Here is a 16,541-nt window from a genome sequence, read left to right as displayed (position 1 = left end):
TATGCGCATCGACATGATTCCCGTCGGCGACAATCCGCCGGAAAGCCTCAACGTCATCATCGAAGTGCCGACTGGCGGCGAGCCCGTTAAGTACGAATTCGACAAGGCCTCCGGCGCCCTGTTCGTCGACCGCATCCTGCATACGCCGATGCGCTACCCGGCCAACTACGGTTTCGTGCCGCACACGCTGTCGCCCGACGGTGACCCGCTCGATGCGCTGGTCGTTGCGCGTTCGCCCTTCATCCCGGGCTGCGTCGTGCGCGCCCGTCCGATCGCCGTCCTCAACCTCGAGGACGAGCATGGCGGCGACGAGAAGCTGGTCTGCGTGCCGGTGGACTCGACGTTCCCCTACTACTCGGACGTCAAGGAAAAGACCGACCTTCCCGAGATCGTGTTCAGCCAGATTGAGCACTTCTTCACCCACTATAAGGACCTCGAGAAGGAAAAGTGGGTACGTGTCGGGACGTGGGGCGATGCCAACGAAGCGCGGAAAATCGTCGTCGAGGCGATTGAGCGCTATAAGGAATCCACGCGCTAAGGGACTCTACTGAGTCGCGCGGACACCACGAGTTCCACTCCCCCATGTGGAACGGGGGCCGACGGTGCAAATCGTCGGCCCTTTGTCATTCTGGAATCGTGGTTTTTTCCCTTTGGCCTGTGGCAGGGGCGTTCGCCGGGCGGCTTCGCTGAGGTTTTCCCTGCCCGCCAGCCCCGACCGGGTGCCGCGTCGGCGCCTCTATGCGAGTCGCCGCAAGTGCCCTCTCCCCGGGCGTGCAGGCGGGCGTTTTCGGGCCGATTCCCGGTGAAGAAGAGGGCGTAGGCCCGGGTTCTGTCGGATTACCTCCCTCGGGACCGCAAATAGAGCCCTTCGCCATACGAAACGTGCTAAAAGACGGATACCGAGCGCGCCGGACAGCGCGCCTGCATTGCTCACGGGAGATGAAGCAATGGCATACTGGAAACTCAAGGGACGTGAACTCGCCAACTGCAATTGCGAGTACGGCTGCAACTGCCAGTTCGGCGGCCTGCCGGACAAGGGCAATTGCCAGGCCGTCTTCGGCATGGCGATAGACGAAGGCGTCCACGGCGATACCGACCTTTCCGGACTCAACATCGCCGCCGTCTTTTCCTGGCCCGGCCCCATCCACGAAGGCCATGGCGAATGCGCCGCCTTCGTCGATGAACGGGCCACCGAAGAACAGCGCAATGCCCTTCTGACGATCATGACCGGCGGCGATACCGATCCCTTCGCCACGGTGTTCGCCGTCTTCGCCTCGACGATCGAGACGATGCACCCGCCCGGATTCGTGCCGATCGAGTTCGATGTCGACGTCGACGGGCGGACCGGGCGGCTGCGTATCGAAGGGCACGTCGAGATGGACGGCGAGCCGATCCGCAGCCCGGTGAACGGCGCCGAAGTGCGCGCCCGCATTAACCTGCCCGAAGGCTTCGAATACGAGATCGCCGAGATCGGGTCCGGTTCCAGCAGGTCCTTCGCGCCGATGAAGCTCGAGCATTCCCACAGCTATGGCCAGTTCGCGAACCTGCATCTCGACAGCCACGGGGTCGTGCGCGCCTGATGGCCACCGCCCTTGAGGGCATGCTGACACGGCATCGCGCCGTTACCGTCGCCATGCTCTTCGCCCTGACGGTATTGGCGTGGATCTGGCTGGCGAGCGGGGCGGGCACGGGCATGGCTCCGGGCTTCCGGTTCCCTGACCCGATGCCGGGCGCGCCGGCAACGATGCACGGCTCGGACAATGCGATGAGCGGCCACATGGGCGCATCGATGGGGGCGATGCCGGGGATGGCGGAGACCGCTGCGCCCTGGGCCCTGTCGCGTTTCCTGCTCACATTCGCGATGTGGTGGGTGATGATGGTGGCGATGATGCTGCCGTCCGCGGCCTCCACCATCCTGCTCCACGCCCGTGCCGGAAGCGCCGGGGCCGCCGGATCCCGCCCCGCGACGGGCAGTTTCCTGTCCGGCTACCTGCTTGTCTGGGGTCTGTTCTCGTTCGTCGCGACGGTCCTGCAGATGGCGCTTGAACGGGCCGGGATCATGGCCGGTATGGACATGGTCTCGGTCAGCCGGCCGTTCTCCGCCGTCGTTCTCCTTCTTGCCGGGCTCTACCAGCTATCGCCCTTCAAGGAGACCTGCCTGCGCCATTGCCGTAATCCCGCGCAGTTCCTCACGCGGCACTATCGCCCCGGGCGGGCGGGCGCGTTGCGCATGGGGCTGCTGCATGGGGCATACTGCGCCGGATGTTGCTGGCTGCTGATGGCGCTGCTGTTCGTCGGAGGCGTGATGAACCTCGTCTGGATCGCGTTCCTGACGCTTGTCGTGGCCGCCGAGAAGCTGCTCCCCGGCGGTCGCTGGATCGCGATTGCCGGGGGGCTGGCTTGCATCGCCTGGGGCACGTGGATCGTCCTGGCGTGACCCGAGGCGTAACCTGAGGTCGGAGTCAGGCGCTGGGCTGGATGCCCATGCACAGGTACTTCACTTCCATGAAGTCATCGAGGCCGTAGTGCGAACCTTCGCGGCCCAGGCCCGACTGCTTGACCCCGCCGAAGGGTGCCACTTCGGTGGAGATCAGGCCGGTGTTGATCCCGACCATACCTGCCTCCAGCGCTTCGGCGACGCGCCACACGCGGCTGAGGTCGCGTGCATAGAAATAGCTGGCAAGGCCGAATTCGGTGTCGTTGGCCATGGCGATGGCGTCGGCCTCGTCCTTGAAGCGGATAACGCCGGCGAGCGGGCCGAAAGTCTCTTCCCGGGCGATCTTCATGTCGGGCTTCACCCCTGCGATCACGGTCGGGTTGAAGAAAGTGCCGCCCAGGGCGTTGCGCTGGCCGCCGGCCAGAACGGTGGCGCCGCCGGCCTTGGCGTCTTCGAGGTGTTCCTCGACCTTCTCGACTGCCTTTTCATCGATCATCGGGCCGATGTCGGTGCCGGAGTCCATGCCGTAGCCGACCTTCATCGTCGAAACCCGCTTGGCCAGCTTCTCGACGAACTCGTCATAGACGCCGTCCTGCACGTAGAAGCGGTTGGTGCACACGCAGGTCTGGCCGCCATTGCGGAACTTGGAGATCATTGCGCCGTCGATCGCGGCGTCGACATCGGCATCGTCGAAGACGAGGAACGGGGCATTGCCGCCGAGTTCCATCGAGCACTTCTTGATCGTTTCGGCGCTCTCGCGCAGCAGGTCGCGGCCGATCTCGGTCGAGCCGGTGAAAGTGATCTTGGCGACCTTGGGATTGCTGGTGAGCTCCGAGCCGATCTGGCCAGCACTGCCGGTCACGACATTGACGACGCCGGCCGGGATGCCCGCCATTTCGCACAGCGCCGCGATGGCCAGCGCGGAATAGGGCGTGGCCGACGCGGGCTTGATGACGATGGTGCAGCCTGCCGCCAGTGCCGGGCCGAGCTTGCGGGTGATCATCGCATTGGGGAAGTTCCAGGGAGTGATCGCGCCGACGACGCCGACGCCCTGCTTGATCACGACGATGCGGCGATCAGCGGCATGGCTGGGGATGACGTCGCCATAGGCGCGCTTGCCCTCTTCGCCGAACCATTCGATGAACCCGGCACCATAGGCGATTTCGCCCTTGCCCTCGGCGAAGGGCTTGCCCTGTTCGCGGCTGAGCAGTTCGCCCAGGTCGTCCTGGTGCTCCATCATCAGTTCGTACAGCTTGCGCAGCAACTTGGCGCGCTCACCCGCCGTCTTGGCCCGCCAGCCGGGCAGGGCGGCTTCGGCGGCATCGATGGCCCGCGCGGTTTCGTCCTTGCCCATCTTCGGCACGGTTCCGAGAACTTTGCCGCTGCCGGGGTCGGTCACTTCGAAGGTGGCACCAGAATCGGCATCGCACCACTTGCCGTCGATGTAGCACTGCTGCTTGAGGAAGTCGGTGTACGCCATTCTAGTAGTTTCCCTGTTCTTCAAGTCGACCCCGACAGGCAGGGCCGTTTCTTTGGGTGATCGATAGGGTGGCGATTACCTCGTGGCAACTGTTCAATGCCGCCGGGTCGCAGCGCCCGAGCGCAGACCATAGGACTAGCATTGCTGCATATTCATTACCGGCAGGGCAACTTCAAATCCTGTGGGTCGGACTTGATCGAACCGGGAAAGCAGGACACGGGGACGTCATGACTGCAAGCCAACTGCCCCCGCCTCCGCGCAGCACCGCCAATCCTGCACCGATCAGGCCGGCGGATTCGGTGCGCCGCACGAGCAGCATCGACGTTTGCTGGCCCGATGGGTTGGACGGCGAACGCCTCTTCTTCGGACGCGCGCGCGACCTCGTCACGCCGGCAACGGGGGGCGCAGGGCAGGTCTGCGCCGAAGGTTCCTTCGAAGCGCGCATCGGTGACGACAAGACGATCCGCACGATCCTTGCCGAACCGGGCTATCCCAAGATCGGTCAACTGGTCGGGGAGCGCGGTGGAGGCCATCTGCGCATGGTGTTGGCAGAGCGCATGCCCGAGCTGATTGCCGCGTACGATCCGCTCTACCTGACGCTCGACGACATATCGGGCACCGCGCTCGTCTCTGCCTTCGCGCGGTGGCAGTGGGAGCCGGAACTGATGGCACGGCACCGCGAGCAGGTGGGCGAGGTCGCTTATCGCAAGCAGTTGGAGCAGCGCGTGAACATCTGCTGGGGGCTCAAGGAAGGGCACAGCGGTGTCTCACCCGAGGGGCCGCCCTATGCGGTTGCCGATGCCGACGCGGGGCACTTGCGCAACCCTGCCGATCCCGAAGGCTGGCACGCATTCCCGCAAGCTCCGGGCCCCGGATTCCGCCGGGCGCGCCGCATCGATGTCATGCGCGATCGCGCCGCCGGGGTCATCCGCATCGACTCCGCCTTTCAGGACAGCGCCAAGCTCAAGCAGGGCGGCCGCGTCGCCATTCACGAGTACAACCTGCGCGTCACGGCGGATACCGGGGCGCTGGAGATCCTCTCCATCGAACCCGAAGCGCGCATCCTGCCCTTCTCGGAATGCCCCGGCGCAATCGCCAATGCCCAGAGGCTGGTCGGCAAGCGCATCGGCGACATGCGCGACGAAGTCCTGTCCATGCTGCGCGGCCCTGCCGGCTGCACCCACCTCAACGACGCCCTGCGCGCCTTGGCAGACATTCCGGGCCTGGTGGCACACCTGCCGCAAGAGGCCTGAGCTTCGCGCCAATTCGCCTCACCGTGCCGCGCCTGTCCGATTCCCATCGCATACCCCTGCCCCTCCGGCATCCCCGCGAAGGCGGGGTTCCCGCCATTCCGGCGCCATCCCGCAAGCCCGGGTTCGGGTGGGGAAGACATGGACCGGATTGCCGCTCTCCACACTGCAAATCCTTTATGAACTCGCCGATCGTCCATAGACACTGTCTATAAAGTACCCCGGAAACTTTCAATTTCCCCACAGGTTTCGCCCTTGGTACATAGATGCTGCAAATCAGAACGAACCGGTGAAGAGGGTTATGCTCACAGCAGCGACAAGGACGATCCGGGCATGAGTGCGCCTGTCCTCCAGACCAGCATCAATCTCGAGAGTCCCGAGGCCCGGGCCCGCGCCTTGCACAACCGTGCATTGGCAGACGAACTGCGTGAGAGGGTCGCCAAGGCAGCGCTGGGCGGTAGCGAGAAGTCGCGCCAGCGCCACGTCAGCCGCGGCAAGCTGCTCCCGCGCGAGCGGGTGGAGCGCCTGCTCGATCCCGGTTCGCCGCTGCTCGAACTGGGGCAGCTTGCAGCCAACGGCCTTTATGGAGAAGACATCCCCGGCGCGGGCCTCATCACCGCGATCGGCCGCGTTTCGGGTCGCCAGTGCATGATCGTGTGCAACGATGCGACCGTCAAGGGCGGGACCTATTACCCGATGACGGTCAAGAAGCACCTGCGGGCGCAGGAGATCGCGCTCGAGAACAACCTGCCGTGCATCTACCTCGTCGATTCCGGCGGGGCCAACCTGCCCCATCAGGCCGAGGTCTTCCCCGACAGGGACCACTTCGGCCGGATCTTCTTCAATCAGGCCAACATGAGCGCCCGGCGCATCGCCCAGATCGCCTGCGTCATGGGATCGTGCACCGCGGGCGGCGCCTACGTTCCGGCGATGTCGGACGAGACGGTGATCGTGAAGGAGCAGGGCACCATCTTCCTCGCCGGTCCGCCGCTGGTAAAGGCGGCGACGGGTGAAGTCATCTCCGCCGAGGACCTGGGCGGCGGCGATCTCCATTCGCGCAAGTCGGGCGTGACCGACCACCTGGCCGACAACGACGAACACGCGCTGACGATCGTGCGCGACATCGTCAGCCATCTCGGCCCTGAGCACATGCACGACCTGCGCCTGCAGGAACCGCGCCCGCCCAAGTACGATCCGGAGGAACTCTACGCAGTGATCCCCGAAGACGTACGCGCGCCCTACGACGTGCACGAGGTGATCGCCCGCGTCGTCGACGGCAGCGAGTTCCATGAGTTCAAGGCGCTCTACGGCAGCACGCTGGTCTGCGGCTTTGCGCATATCCACGGCATGCCGGTGGCGATCCTTGCCAACAACGGCGTGCTGTTCTCCGAGAGCGCACAGAAGGGTGCGCACTTCATCGAACTGGCCTGCCAGCGCAAGATCCCGCTGCTGTTCCTCCAGAACATCTCGGGCTTCATGGTCGGCGGCAAGTACGAGGCGGAAGGTATCGCCAAGCACGGCGCCAAGCTGGTCACCGCCGTGGCGACGGCCAGCGTGCCCAAGATCACCGTGTTGATCGGCGGGTCCTTCGGGGCGGGCAATTACGGCATGTGCGGCAGGGCCTACGCCCCGCGTTTCCTGTTCACCTGGCCCAATGCCCGCATCTCGGTGATGGGCGGCGAGCAGGCGGCAAGCGTGCTGGCGACCGTCCACCGTGACGCCGACCAGTGGGACGAGCGCGAGGCCGAGGCCTTCAAGGCGCCGATCCGCCAGAAGTACGAGGATGAGGGCAATCCCTATTACGCCACCGCGCGGCTGTGGGACGACGGCGTGATCGATCCGGCGCAGACCCGTGACGTGCTGGGTCTTGCGCTGGCTGCAGCGCTCGAGGCGCCGATGCCCGAAGGTCCGCAATTCGGCGTGTTCAGGATGTAATGGCCATGATCCAGTCTCTCCTTATCGCCAATCGCGGCGAAATCGCCTGCCGGGTCATTCGCACCGCGCGCGCGCTCGGCATCCGCACGGTGGCGGTCTATTCCGACGCCGATGCCGACGCACTGCACGTTCGCGAGGCGGACGAAGCGGTCCACATCGGCCCTGCCCCCACGCGCGAATCCTATCTTGTGGGCGAGAAGATCATCGCAGCTGCCCTGCAGACCGGGACCGAGGCGATCCATCCCGGTTACGGTTTCCTGTCCGAGAACGCGGCTTTCGCGCAGGCGGTGATCGATGCCGGGATCGTGTGGGTCGGGCCCAAGCCTTCCTCGATCACGGCGATGGGCCTGAAGGACGCTGCCAAGACGCTGATGGCCGAGGCCGGGGTTCCGGTGACGCCGGGCTACATGGGCGAGGACCAGTCGACTTCCTTCCTCGCCGAGGAAGCCCTCAAGGTCGGCTATCCTGTCCTGATCAAGGCTGTCGCGGGGGGCGGCGGCAAGGGCATGCGACTGGTCGAGAGCGAGGAGGATTTCGCCGACGCGCTGGTTTCCTGCAAGCGCGAAGCAGCGGCGAGCTTCGGCAACGACCATGTCCTGATCGAAAAGTACATCGCCAGCCCGCGCCATATCGAAGTGCAGGTCTTCGGCGACAGCCACGGCAACGTCGTCCACCTCTTCGAGCGCGACTGCTCGTTGCAGCGCCGCCATCAGAAGGTGATCGAGGAAGCCCCCGCACCGGGCATGGATGCGGCCACCCGCGAGGCGCTTTGTGCTGCAGCGGTGCGTGCAGCCAAGGCCGTCGACTACGTCGGCGCGGGGACCATCGAATTCATCGCCGACGGTTCGGGCAAGCTCTCGGCGGACCGGATCTGGTTCATGGAAATGAACACGCGCCTGCAGGTCGAACATCCGGTGACCGAGGCGATCACCGGCGTCGATCTGGTCGAGTGGCAGTTGCGCGTTGCCAGTGGCGAGCCGATCCCGATGCGCCAGGACGACCTCACCATCGACGGTTGGGCGATGGAAGCGCGCCTCTATGCGGAAGACCCTGCGCGCGGCTTCCTGCCGAGCATCGGCACGCTCGAATTGCTGCAGTTCGGCGAGGCCGAAGGTGCCGAGGGCTGGGGCCGCATCGATACCGGCGTCTATGAAGGTGCGGAAGTTTCGCCGCACTACGACCCGATGATCGCCAAGGTCATCGCCTGGGGTGAGGATCGCGACGAGGCGCGCGAGCGGCTGGGCGAGATGCTCGCCGATACCGCGGTCTGGCCGGTCCGGACCAATGCCTCTTTCCTGGTCCGCGCGCTGCAGCATCCGCAGTTCGTGTCCGGCGATGTCGACACCGGCCTGATCGGGCGCGACGGCGAGGCGATGGCGCAGCCGCCGGTGCCTTCGGACGACGTGCTGCAGGCGGCGGCCAATGCCATGCTGCCGGTTACCGACATGGCCGGCTTTCGCCTCAATGCTGCGCCGGCACGTGCAGCATGGTTCCTGCTCGATGGCGAGAAGGTGGAGATCGCGCTGACCGGAGAAGGCAGCGATGAGCCGGTGTCGAGCGTGCTGGTGACCGAGCAGGGGCAGGCCTGGCTGCTCTCGCCCTGGCGGCACGATGCTGCGCATGGCGCGGCCGATGGTTCCGGCGCGATCCACGCGCCGATGCCTGGCAAGGTCATCGCGGTCGACGTCGCGCAGGGCGATACCGTCACCCGCGGACAGAAACTGCTCACGCTGGAGGCGATGAAGATGGAGCACGCCCTGACCGCTCCGTTCGACGGCGTGGTCGCGAAGATCGACGTCGAGGAAGGCACGCTGGTGCAGGTCGATGCCCTGCTCGTGCAGATCGAGGAGACCGAGTAATGCCGGGCCGTTACTTCGATGAATGGCACGTCGGCGACAAGCTGACGCACCAGCCGAGCCGTACCGTCACCGAGACCGACAACCTGATGTTCTCGGCCATGACCCACAACATGCAGCCGCTGCATCTCGATGCGGAACTGGCGAGGAAGAGCGAATTCGGCCGCATCCTCGTCAATTCGACTTTCACCTTCAGCCTCGCCATCGGCCTGTCGGTTGCCGACACGACGGTGGGCACGCTCGTCGCCAATCTCGGCTTCGACAAGGTGGTGACGCCCAAGCCGACCTTCATCGGCGATACGCTCACCTGCACCAGCGAAGTGATCGAGTTGCGCGAAAGCAAGTCGCGGCCCGGGCAGGGCATCGTGGTCTTCCGTCATGAACTGACCAACCAGAAGGGTGAAGTCGTCCTGTCCTGCCAGCGCAGCACCCTGCTGAACAGCAAACCGAAGTAGCCCCCGGACTTGACACTGGCCGGCCTGTGACCAAGGCGGGTGGTATCAGGTGCGAGTGAGGGTGCGCGGGCAATGCCGATCGTGGTCGACAGGGAAGAACGGCGGGCGGAAGTGGTGTCGGTCGCCTTCGATCTCGTCGCCGAGAAGGGCATCGAAGCCCTGACCTTCCGCGAGATTGCTGCAGCAAACGGGTGCAGCACCTCGATCGTCTCGCACTATTTCCGCAACAAGAACGAACTGCTGTTCAAGGTCTATCAGGTGGCTAACGCGCGGGCGGGCGAGCGCCTGCAGGAGGCGCATGCTGCGGGACGCCCGCTGCTCGAATGCTTCGATGCGATCCTGCCCGTCGGTGAGGCTTCGCGGCGCAACTGGCGGGTGTGGCTGGCCTTCTGGTCGCGCGCGCATCTCGAACCGGCCTACCTCGAAGAACGCCGCCGCGCCGCGGAAGACAGTCTTGCGCTTTACCGCGCGATGCTGGCCGAGCGGCTCGGCAGGCCGGAGCGCGATCCGCAGATGCAGGCTGCAGCCCGTCGCCTGATTGCCGCAGTCGCCGGGATCGGGCTGGAAGCCTGCTTCGCACCCGATGACTGGACGGTAGAGCGGATGCATGAAGTGCTGGCCGCCCAACTCAGGGATATCGGTCTCGCCGAAGGTGGCTGAAACCGGCGCGACCTGTTTAATCTGACAGGCATCATAAATAGCGATCCGGGTTAGTCTCCCCTCCAACAACAGGGCCCACCCCTGCCGCTGAAGGCAGGACCCGAAGGCGCGGCCGCAGCGATGGAGAAAGATGTGATCCGGCATGTCGTGATGATCAAGTTCAAGAAGGACGCCCCGCAGGAGAAGATCGACATCTTCCTGGAGGAGGTGAAGAAGCTCTCCCACCTGAACCGCGAAGTGCGCGACTACAGCCACGGCCTGTGCGTCAAGACGCGTTACCATTCGGGCGACTTCGACTTCGCCAACTGCTGCGACATCGACAGCTACGAGGCGATGGATCGCTACATGTCCCACTGGGCGCACTTGCGCATGACGCCGTTCCTGCCCGACATCCTGGAGAACATGATCTCCTTCGACTGGGAGATCGACTACCACGGCCCCGAATTCGACGAGAAGCTCGCCGCCGAGGAGGCCGAGCGTGAAAGGGCCCGCGTGCTCAGGCTGCATGACGATGCCGGCAAGGCCTGGGTCCCCGAAATCCGCGGCCAGACCCGCGAGCGGGCGAAGGAAATGCTGGAGACGGTCGGCCTCTCGCTCTCGAGCGACGAGGAAGAGATCTTGGGATCGGTCTGGGCCCCCAACCGCATCATGTTCCAGACCCCCGACCCGCAAACCGAAGTGGCCCGCGGGACAGAGGTGAAAATCGGCATCACCGGCGACTGGCTCACCGGCCCGGCCACGCCCGAGGGCGATGGCCCCGCCTGGTAAAGAGTGCCGGGTTGGCCCGGCAAGGCATGGGAGATGGCGCGATGACCGAAATGCGCGAGGCTTACGGCGAAGTGGCGGAAAAGCTGCTCCACTTCGTCGAGGCGAAGACCACCGATCGGACCGGCTCGACCATGCAGGTGCCGGTCGAAAGCTACCTTGATCCGGAGCAGTGGCAGAGCGAGATCGACCTGATCTTCAAGCGCCTGCCGCTGATGCTGGCACTGACCATCGAGATGCCCGAAAAGGGCGACTACAAGGCGATGTCGCCGATGGGCATGCCGGTACTCCTGACCCGCGGCAGCGATGGCAAGGCGCGGGCCTTCCTCAACGTCTGCCGTCACCGGGCGATGAAGCTGGTCGATGAGGGTGAGAACGGGGGAAGGGGCAATTGCCGCGCCTTTTCCTGCCCCTACCATGGCTGGACATATGCCAGCGACGGGCGCCTGCTCGGCATTACCGAGGCCAGTACGTTCGGCGATGTCGACAAGTCCACGCTCGGCCTGACCGAACTGCCCTGTCAGGAAGTGGCCGGGATGATCTTCGCGATCCTCACGCCCGGTCTGCCCATGGACGTCCCTGCGTTCCTTGGCGGCATGCTCGACGACTTCGCCGCGCTCAGGCTGGAGACATGGTACTTCCACAAGTCCCGGCCGATGCAGGGCGCCAACTGGAAAGTCGCCTACGACGGATACCTCGAGGGCTATCACTTCCAGGCCGCGCATCCCGAAACGGTCCTGCCGCGCACACCTTCGAACCGCGCCTATTACGAGGCATTCGGCCCGCACATCCGCCTCTCCTACCCGCAGCATCGCATCGTCGAACTGAAGGACCTGCCGCGCGAGGAATGGGGCGAGCGGGAGAACCTGAACTACGACTTCATCCGCATGCTCTTTCCCAACTTCGCGATGTTTCTTGCGCCCGAGATGTGTCAGGTCGCGCAGCTCTTCCCCGGCGATGCGCCGGGGCGCAACGTCACCGTCATGAACTATATCTTCCCGACGGCCCCGGCGTCCGAAGCCGAGCGGGAGGAGCTCGACCGGATGAGCGACTTCTTCTTCGACGTCGTCGAGAAGGAGGACTATCTGATGGGCATGCGCGTGCAGCAGGGGCTGGAAGCGCAGCGCAGCGGGCACGTCACTTTCGGCCGCAACGAACTGGGCAACCAGTACTTCCACAAGTGGATCGCGCATTACCTGTCACAAGGGACAGTGCCCGAACCCTTGCTGCGCGCCGATTGATGGCGCCCGACAGAAAAAACGAGAGGGCCTGAAGCCATGATCATCCTTGCCGGACACCTCAAGACGTCGCCTGATCGCGTCGATGAACTGGCCGAAACCCTGCGCGGTCTCGTTGCCGCGACGCTGCAGGAGGACGGTTGCCTCAACTACCACTTCGCCGTCGACAGCCGGGAAGAGGGCACCGTACTCGTCTACGAGCGCTGGCGCGATGAGGAGGCGCTGGCGGTTCACCTAGGGCAACCGGCGGTCCTCGGCGTCCTGGGCGCATGGGCCGACAGCATCGACACCTCGGGCGTGCGCAAGTTCGACGCCGACAGGGAACGCGGCTTCGCCGACTGACCGAGCGCGCCGCAACGCCAGAAATTACCGGGAGAAGACCGCCATGATGAACCGCCGTATCGTCCTCGAATCGCGCCCCAGCGGCGTTCCGGTCCCGGAGAACTTCCGTATCGAGGAAGTGGCGCTGCCCGAACTCGGGGAAGGGCAGGTCCTGCTGGAGAACCGCGTCTTCGCGATTGACCCGGCCGTGCGCGGGATGCTCGACGACGTGAAGAGCTACCTGCCGCCGGTCCCGATCGGCGGCCTGATCCCGACCATGGTGCTGGGCCGCGTCGTCCAGTCGCGCAATCCGGATTTCAGGGAAGGCGATTATGGCCGTGCCTTCATCGGCTGGGAAACCCATTCGATTATCGCGCCCGGCAGCGTCGCCTTCGAGAACGTGCGCGTGGCCGAGGACCTGCCGCTTACCGCCTACATGGGCGCGGCCGGCTGGTCGGGCATCACGGCCTATGTCGGGCTCAAGCGCTATGGCGAGATGCGCGAAGGCGATGAAGTGCTGATCAGCGCGGCGGCGGGCGCCGTGGGATCGGTCGCGGGGCAGGTGGCCAGGCTCTCGGGCTGCCGCGTCGTCGGTACGGTCGGTTCGGACGAGAAGGCGCGGATCATTACCGAGGAACTCGGCATGGACGGCGCCATCAACTATCGCGATTGCAAGGACCTCGACGCCGAGATCGCGAAGCACTTCCCCGATGGGATAGACCTCTATTTCGACAATGTCGGCGGCGTGACGCTGGACACGGTACTGCCCCGGATGAAGGCATTCGGGCGCATTCCGGTCTGCGGCATGATCGCCAACTACAACCACCAGACCGATCCCTATCGCCTGCGCAATATCTGGCAGGTGCTGGTCAACCGCATCACCATGCGCGGCTTTCTCGCCTACGAGGCACTCGACATGCTGCACGAGGCCGAGGAGGCGCTGGCGCAGTGGATCCGCTCGGGCGACCTGATCGCCACCGAAAACGTCGCCACGGGTCTGGAAGCGACGCCCGAGGCGTTCATCCGCCTGATGTCTGGCAAGACCTCCGGCAAGACGCTCGTACGTATCGACGATAGCGTGTCGACGCTCGCCGACTGGAAGATTGCGGATCATGCCTGAAGCGGGGCTTGCCGCCCTCGTTGCCCGGGCCCGCCTGACCGATCTGGTGGCCGAATACGGCAATCTCATCGACTGGATCGAATGGGACCGGCTCGACGCGGTTTTCTGGCCCGAGGCGACGTTCGACTTCGGCATGTTCAAGGGCACCTTCGAGGAATACCGGGGCTTTGTCGCCCGGCTTGAGGAAGGCTATGCGCGCCGCCTGCACATGTTCGCCATTCCCGCGATTACCCTGGCAGGCGACCGCGCGAGGATCGACGCCGGCTCGGTCATCGTTTGCCGCACCGACGATCCGGCGCCCGGCATCGACGACACGTTCTGGGGCCGCTACCTCTTCGAAGCCGAACGCCGCGATGGCGAGTGGCGCCTGTCCGGCCTGACTTACGTGCTCAACCTGTTCGACCGCGCCGCGCGTGCAACCGATGACCGAACCGGACCGATGAACTTCGGCGACGGCCTCTCACCGACGCATCCGTTTGCGATAGGATAGGAACCGCCGCGAACCGGCAGTGGCGCCTGGAGCGGGTGAAGGGAATCGAACCCTCGTCGTAAGCTTGGGAAGCTTCTGCTCTACCATTGAGCTACACCCGCGTTTCGACGAATTGGCTCGTCTGGCGCGCGCCGGGAAATCCTTTGGACTTCCACTGGGGCGGCGGGCCTAGTGCCATGGGTCTGGCCGGGTCGTCAACGGATCTCTTGCAGGTTGCTTCAACTTGGGCCGGTCATCGTTTCGGGACGCACGATGCGGTCGAAGTCTTCGGCGGAGACGGCCCCGCCTTCCACGGCGGCCTCGCGCAGGGTCTTGCCGCTTTCCTGCGCGCTCTTGGCGATCTTCGCAGCGGCTTCGTAGCCGATCTGCGGGGCCAGTGCGGTGACCAGCATGAGCGAGCGTTCGACGCCCGCGGCGATGTTGTCCTCGCGCGGTTCGAGCCCGTCGAGGAGGTGTTCGCGGAAGCTCTGCGCGGCATCGGCAAGCAGGGTGATCGACTGCAGGGCGTTGTAGGCCATGACCGGGCGATAGACGTTGAGTTCGAACTGCCCCTGGCTGTCTGCGAAAGTCAGGGTCGCGTGATTGCCGAAAACCTGGCTGCAGACCTGGGTCATCGCTTCGCACTGGGTCGGATTGACCTTCCCCGGCATGATCGAGGAACCCGGCTCGTTGGCGGGCAGGGCCAGCTCGCCCAGTCCCGCGCGCGGGCCGGATCCGAGGAAGCGGATGTCGTTGGCGATCTTGTAGAGCGAGGCTGCCAGCGTGTTGAGCGCGCCATGGGTGAAGATCAGTGCATCCTGCGCGGCGAGCGCCTCGAACTTGTTGGGTGCGGTGACGAGGGGCAGCCCGGTCGCCTCCGCGAGTTCGGCGGCGATGGCCACGGCAAAACCCACCGGAGCGTTGATCCCGGTGCCGACTGCGGTCCCGCCCTGGGCGATGCGGCAGATGCCCGGAAGCGTCGTTTCGATCCGTTCGATCCCGGCGCGCACTTGCGCGGCATAGCCGGAGAACTCCTGCCCGAGCGTGAGGGGCGTCGCGTCCTGTGTATGGGTGCGCCCGATCTTCACGATCCGCGCCCATTGCGCGGCCTTGGCTTCCAGCACTTCGGCCATGGCGGTGAGCTGCGGCAGCAGCCTTGCTGTCAGCGCGTGTGCTGCGGCGATGTGGATGGCGGTGGGGAATGTGTCGTTCGACGACTGGCTGCGGTTGACGTGGTCGTTGGGATGGACCGGCTTCTGGTCGCCCGGCTCGCCGCCGAGCAACTGGTTGGCGCGGTTGGCGATCACCTCGTTGACGTTCATGTTGCTCTGCGTCCCCGAACCGGTCTGCCAGACGACCAGCGGGAAGTGATCGTCGAGCTTGCCCGCGATCACTTCGTCGGCGGCCGTGACGATCGCCTCGGTCAGATGCGGGTCGAGCTTGCCGAGGCGCCGATTCACGCGGGCGGCGGCGCGCTTGATCTGGGCGATGGCGTGCACGATCGCGAGAGGCATGCGCTCTCCCCCGATCCGGAAGTTCTCGAAGGAACGCTGGGTCTGCGCCCCCCACAGGCGGTCTGCGGGCACGGCGATCTCGCCCATGGTGTCGCGTTCGATGCGGGTATCTGTCATGTCGGCTCCGTTGAAGGCTGGCAGCGCTTCCCCCGGCACTCCACATGGGGATGGTGCCGGCAGTTTCATCATTTCCACTTATTCGAACATCTTGGACGATTTTATTCCGGTTATCCGTAGGGGCGGATGGGCATATATGAACGGTCGACCGGGCGGCCCCCGCTGCCCGCCGGAGACATACGATGATCGAACTGCGTCCTTTCGAAAGCCTTGGCGGTGCCAATCACGGTTGGCTCTATGCCAAGCATCACTTCTCCTTCGCCGGCTACCATGATCCGGCGCGGGTGCACTGGGGCAACCTGCGCGTCTGGAACGACGACACGATCGCGCCGGGCACGGGCTTCCCGCCGCACCCGCATGCCGACATGGAGATCATCACTTACGTTCGCGAAGGCGCGATCACCCACGAGGACAGCCTTGGCAACAAGGGCCGCACCGAGGCCGGCGACGTCCAGGTGATGAGCGCGGGCACCGGCATTCGCCATTCGGAATACAACCTGGAGGATGTGACCACGAAGATCTTCCAGATCTGGATCATCCCCACCCGCAGCGGCGATGCGCCGAGCTGGGGCGCGCGGCCCTTTCCCAAGGGCGAGCGTTCGGGCCGGTTCGTCACCCTGGCCTCGGGCTATGACGGCGATGGCGATGCCCTGCCGATCCGCACCGATGCGAGGGTCGTGGCGGCAACGCTCAAGGCCGGCGAGACGGCCGAGTACCCGCTGGGCCGCGACCGCAAGGCCTATCTTGTTCCCGCGACCGGCCAGGTCCGTGTAGAAGGAGGCGAGAGTGACGGAGTCGAAGCGCGCGAACGCGATGGCGTTGCCGTGAACGATGTCGAGGTCCTGCGCGTTACGGCGCTGGACGACAGCGAGATCGTCCTGGTCGACGCGGCCTGAAACCGATGAGAGAGGCGGGCGTGCATGG

Annotated in this window: 16 protein-coding genes and 1 tRNA gene; 14 read left to right on the top strand and 3 right to left on the bottom strand. The window is 65.2% G+C overall.

Annotated elements, in window-relative coordinates; genetic code table 11:
• Window position 1 precedes the first annotated feature (1 nt).
• The 3 genes from ppa (at window position 2) to SPHV1_RS16575 (ending at window position 2,437) form a co-directional block, all read left to right on the top strand.
• A complete protein-coding gene (ppa, locus tag SPHV1_RS16585; protein WP_007012444.1) occupies window positions 2-538 on the top strand; it encodes an inorganic diphosphatase in 537 nt (178 codons plus the stop codon).
• A 409-nt stretch (window positions 539-947) separates the two neighbouring features.
• Window positions 948-1,580: a DUF1326 domain-containing protein gene (locus SPHV1_RS16580; protein WP_054947131.1), complete on the top strand. Its 633-nt coding sequence runs from the start codon at window positions 948-950 to the stop codon at window positions 1,578-1,580.
• Window positions 1,580-2,437, top strand: a complete 858-nt coding sequence (locus SPHV1_RS16575) for a DUF2182 domain-containing protein (protein ID WP_054947130.1) — start codon at window positions 1,580-1,582, stop codon at window positions 2,435-2,437. The genes SPHV1_RS16580 and SPHV1_RS16575 overlap by 1 nt, the downstream gene beginning before the upstream one ends.
• 25 nt (window positions 2,438-2,462) lie before the next feature.
• Here SPHV1_RS16575 and SPHV1_RS16570 read toward each other — a convergent pair whose 3' ends face one another.
• The gene (locus SPHV1_RS16570) at window positions 2,463-3,917 is read right to left on the bottom strand and encodes an NAD-dependent succinate-semialdehyde dehydrogenase (RefSeq protein ID WP_054947129.1); all 1,455 of its coding nucleotides are present in this window, start codon (window positions 3,915-3,917) and stop codon (window positions 2,463-2,465) included.
• Window positions 3,918-4,144: 227 nt separating this feature from the next.
• On the opposite strand from SPHV1_RS16570, the gene SPHV1_RS16565 reads away from it, so the two are divergent.
• From SPHV1_RS16565 to SPHV1_RS16520, 10 genes are all read left to right on the top strand, one after another.
• Window positions 4,145-5,170, top strand: coding sequence for a DUF2889 domain-containing protein (locus SPHV1_RS16565; RefSeq protein WP_054947128.1), 1,026 nt, complete (start codon window positions 4,145-4,147; stop codon window positions 5,168-5,170).
• A gap of 330 nt (window positions 5,171-5,500) precedes the next feature.
• Window positions 5,501-7,102 (top strand): carboxyl transferase domain-containing protein, encoded by a 1,602-nt coding sequence (locus tag SPHV1_RS16560; protein ID WP_054947127.1) that lies wholly within the window; start codon window positions 5,501-5,503, stop codon window positions 7,100-7,102.
• A 5-nt stretch (window positions 7,103-7,107) separates the two neighbouring features.
• Window positions 7,108-8,961: an acetyl/propionyl/methylcrotonyl-CoA carboxylase subunit alpha gene (locus SPHV1_RS16555; protein ID WP_054947162.1), complete on the top strand. Its 1,854-nt coding sequence runs from the start codon at window positions 7,108-7,110 to the stop codon at window positions 8,959-8,961.
• Window positions 8,961-9,413 carry a MaoC family dehydratase gene (locus SPHV1_RS16550; RefSeq protein WP_054947126.1) on the top strand — a complete coding sequence of 151 codons (453 nt, stop codon included), beginning with the start codon at window positions 8,961-8,963 and terminating at the stop codon, window positions 9,411-9,413. The genes SPHV1_RS16555 and SPHV1_RS16550 overlap by 1 nt, the downstream gene beginning before the upstream one ends.
• 72 nt (window positions 9,414-9,485) lie before the next feature.
• Window positions 9,486-10,073, top strand: coding sequence for a TetR/AcrR family transcriptional regulator (locus tag SPHV1_RS16545; RefSeq protein WP_054947125.1), 588 nt, complete (start codon window positions 9,486-9,488; stop codon window positions 10,071-10,073).
• Window positions 10,074-10,193: 120 nt separating this feature from the next.
• On the top strand, window positions 10,194-10,841 hold the full coding sequence (locus tag SPHV1_RS16540) for a Dabb family protein (RefSeq protein WP_231634713.1): 648 nt from the start codon (window positions 10,194-10,196) through the stop codon (window positions 10,839-10,841).
• Window positions 10,842-10,882: 41 nt separating this feature from the next.
• Window positions 10,883-12,079, top strand: coding sequence for an SRPBCC family protein (locus SPHV1_RS16535; RefSeq protein WP_054947124.1), 1,197 nt, complete (start codon window positions 10,883-10,885; stop codon window positions 12,077-12,079).
• Between the two features lie 36 nt (window positions 12,080-12,115).
• Entirely contained in the window at window positions 12,116-12,418 is a 303-nt protein-coding gene (locus SPHV1_RS16530) for a putative quinol monooxygenase (RefSeq protein ID WP_054947123.1), read from the top strand.
• A gap of 43 nt (window positions 12,419-12,461) precedes the next feature.
• Complete coding sequence (locus SPHV1_RS16525; protein WP_054947122.1) at window positions 12,462-13,517, top strand: NADP-dependent oxidoreductase; 1,056 nt, start codon at window positions 12,462-12,464, stop codon at window positions 13,515-13,517.
• The gene (locus SPHV1_RS16520; RefSeq protein ID WP_054947121.1) at window positions 13,510-14,007 is read left to right on the top strand and encodes a nuclear transport factor 2 family protein; all 498 of its coding nucleotides are present in this window, start codon (window positions 13,510-13,512) and stop codon (window positions 14,005-14,007) included. The genes SPHV1_RS16525 and SPHV1_RS16520 overlap by 8 nt, the downstream gene beginning before the upstream one ends.
• A gap of 27 nt (window positions 14,008-14,034) precedes the next feature.
• Here the strand turns inward: SPHV1_RS16520 and SPHV1_RS16515 are convergent.
• Window positions 14,035-14,108, bottom strand: a tRNA-Gly gene (locus SPHV1_RS16515).
• 117 nt (window positions 14,109-14,225) lie between these two features.
• On the bottom strand, window positions 14,226-15,617 hold the full coding sequence (gene fumC / locus SPHV1_RS16510) for a class II fumarate hydratase (protein ID WP_054947160.1): 1,392 nt from the start codon (window positions 15,615-15,617) through the stop codon (window positions 14,226-14,228).
• 182 nt (window positions 15,618-15,799) lie between these two features.
• Here fumC and SPHV1_RS16505 point away from each other — a divergent pair, with 182 nt between their 5' ends.
• Complete coding sequence (locus SPHV1_RS16505) at window positions 15,800-16,513, top strand: pirin family protein (RefSeq protein WP_054947120.1); 714 nt, start codon at window positions 15,800-15,802, stop codon at window positions 16,511-16,513.
• The last annotated feature ends 28 nt before the right edge of the window (window positions 16,514-16,541 follow it).

Source organism: Novosphingobium sp. KN65.2 (assembly GCF_001368935.1).
Lineage (GTDB): Bacteria > Pseudomonadota > Alphaproteobacteria > Sphingomonadales > Sphingomonadaceae > Novosphingobium > Novosphingobium mathurense.
This window is presented reverse-complemented; position numbering and strand designations above follow the sequence as displayed.